The organism is Streptomyces sp. (assembly GCF_050698815.1).
GTDB lineage: Bacteria > Actinomycetota > Actinomycetes > Streptomycetales > Streptomycetaceae > Streptomyces.
On sequence record NZ_JBOHCV010000486.1, the window covers coordinates 1 to 2609 of the forward strand.

Consider the following 2609-nt stretch of genomic DNA (forward strand, 5'->3'; position numbering starts at 1 on the left):
GGGAGATGGCATGCTGCATCGCCTTGCGGGCGCGGGGTGTGTCGCGTGCGTCGTGGTAGGCGACGGCCAGGCGGAACCAGCTGCGCCAGTCGTCCGGGTCCCGCTCCGCCTCGGACTGCCTCCTGGCGAAGACTTCGTCTGCGGAGTCCCTGTCGATGCGGCCTGACGGTGTGCGCCGCAGCTCGTCCACGGGGAGCCCGCCCTCGGCCTCCAGTTCACGGGCGAGGCGGCCGGCGTTCCGTGCGAAGCGAGTGGTGTGCCAGAGGAACCAGACACCGATCAACGGCAGGATCAGCACGGCGAGTCCGAAGACGACTGTGACGGGTGTGCCCTGCTCGATCAGCAGCACTCCCCTGCTGCCCACCAGCAGGAAGTAGAAGACCAGCAGGACAGCGAGCGCGAAGTAGGTGAGCTTGGCGCGCACGCTCTTCATCGGTCCAGGTCGAGGAAGTGCTCCAGCCCGAAGGTGAGACCTGGAGCGGAGACGACGCGTCGCACACCGAGCAGCACGCCCGGCATGAAGGAGCTGCGGTGCAGTGAGTCGTGCCTGATGGTGAGGGTCTCCCCCTCGCCGCCGAGCAGCACCTCCTGGTGCGCGACGAGCCCGCGCAGCCGTACGGCGTGCACCGGTACCCCGTCGACGTCGGCGCCGCGGGCGCCCTCGAGTCCGGTGCTGGTGGCGTCGGGCTGGGCCGGCAGTCCGGCCTCCTCGCGGGCCGCGGCGATGATCTGCGCGGTGCGCACTGCGGTGCCGCTGGGGGCGTCGGCCTTGTTGGGGTGGTGCAGCTCGACCACCTCCGCGGACTCGAAGAAGCGGGCCGCCTGCTGGGCGAACCGCATGGTGAGAACGGCGCCGATGCCGAAGTTGGGTGCGATGAGGACTCCGGTGCCGGGCGCCGCGTCGAGCCAGCCGCGCAGCGTACGCAGCCGCTCGTCGGTCCAGCCCGTGGTGCCCACGACGCCGTGGATGCCGTGCGTGACGCAGTGCTCCAGATTGCCCATGACGGCGTCGGGGTGGGTCAGGTCGACGGCGACCTGCGCGCCCGACCCGGCGAGGGCGTCGAGGCTGTCGTCACGGTCGAGGGCGACGGCCACCTCGAGGTCGTCGGCGGCCTCCACCGCCCGTACGGCCTCGGAGCCCATCCGTCCCTCCGAGCCGAGGACGGCCACACGCAGCTTGCTCATTGTTCGTTCCTTCGCGGACTTCGGGGCGGGCGGAGCGGGCGGGGAGCGTCAGGCGACCGCCTCGTGCAGCTGGGTGGCCTGGCGGTCGGTGAGCGAGCCGATGACGGCGAGCGAGGGGCGCTGGTCCAGCACGTCGCGGGCCACTGCGCGTACGTCGTCAGGTGTGACGGCGGAGATCTTCGCCAGCATGTCGTCGACGGACAGCTGTTCGCCCCAGCACAGCTCACTCTTGCCGAGGCGGTGCATGAGCGCGCCGGTGTCCTCCAGACCGAGGACTGTGGAGCCGGACAGCTGGCCGATGGCGCGCCGCAGTTCTTCGTCGGGGAGCCCGTGCTGGGCGGCCTGGCCGAGCTCGTCACGGCAGATCTTCAGCACGTCGGAGAGCTGGCTGGGGCGGCAGCCCGCGTAGACGCCGAAGAGGCCGCAGTCGGCGAAGCCGGAGGTGTAGGAGTACGTGCTGTAGGCCAGGCCCCGCTTCTCGCGGATCTCCTGGAAGAGGCGGGAGCTCATGCCCCCGCCCAGCGCGGCGCTGAGCACGCCGAGCGCCCACCGGCGGTCGTCGTTGCGGGAGACGCCGGGCATGCCGAGCACCAGGTGGGCCTGCTCCGTCGGGCGGTCGAGGACCTCCACGTGACCGGAGGCGCGCACTGCGCGGGTGCCGGTGCGCGGGCCGACGGGTTCGGCGCCGGCCGCGGGGTCGAGCGCGCCCGCCCGGTCGAAGGCCGCCTGTACCTGTCGTACGACCGTGTCGTGGTCGAGGTTTCCGGCCGCGGTGACGACGAGGTGGGGCGGGCCGTAGTGCTTGCGGTAGAAGCGGGCGATGCGCTCGCGGGTGAAGGCGTTGACGGTGTCGACGGTGCCCAGCACGGGGCGGCCGAGCGGTGAGTCGCCGAGCAGGGCGTGCGCGAAGAGGTCGTGCACACAGTCGCCGGGGTCGTCCTCGGTCATCGCGATCTCTTCGAGGATGACGCCCCGCTCGGCCTCGACCTCGGCCGCGTCGATGACGGAGCTGGTGAGCATGTCACCGACGACGTCGATGGCAAGGGGGAGGTCGGAGTCGAGGACGCGCGCGTAGTAGCACGTGAACTCCTTCGCGGTGAAGGCGTTCATCTCCCCGCCGACGGCGTCCAGCGCGGCCGAGATGTCCAGCGCGCTACGCCGCTCGGTGCCCTTGAAGAGGAGGTGCTCCAGGTAGTGGGTGGCGCCGTTGAGCGCCGGGGTCTCGTCGCGGGAGCCGACGTGCGCCCAGATGCCGAAGGTCACGGAGCGCACGGTGGGCACGGTTTCGGTGATGACCCGCAGGCCGCCGGGGAGCACGGTCTTGCGCACGACTCCCGCGCCGTTCCCGCTCCCGTACGTGCTCGTGCTTCCGTACATCGACTTCCCCCTCCCTGGTGTACGGGCGACGGCCCGCCCCTCCGAAC

At 71.5% G+C, this 2609-nt stretch carries 3 protein-coding genes; all 3 read right to left on the bottom strand.

The window, feature by feature from the left end:
- The coding region (locus tag ACRDP3_RS17480) for a tetratricopeptide repeat protein (RefSeq protein ID WP_431517890.1) at positions 1-424 on the bottom strand (424 nt) is incomplete at its 3' end.
- A 5-nt stretch (positions 425-429) separates the two neighbouring features.
- Positions 430-1185, bottom strand: coding sequence for a 4-hydroxy-tetrahydrodipicolinate reductase (gene dapB / locus ACRDP3_RS17485; protein ID WP_431517888.1), 756 nt, complete (start codon positions 1183-1185; stop codon positions 430-432).
- 48 nt (positions 1186-1233) lie between these two features.
- Positions 1234-2609 (bottom strand): M16 family metallopeptidase (locus ACRDP3_RS17490; protein ID WP_431517889.1); only part of this gene is annotated, 1376 nt, incomplete at its 5' end.

Coding starts and splice junctions, on each gene's coding strand:
- dapB (WP_431517888.1), bottom strand. CDS start 1,185: ATGAGCAAGCTGCGTGTGGCCGTCCTCGGCTCGGAGGGACGGATGGGC.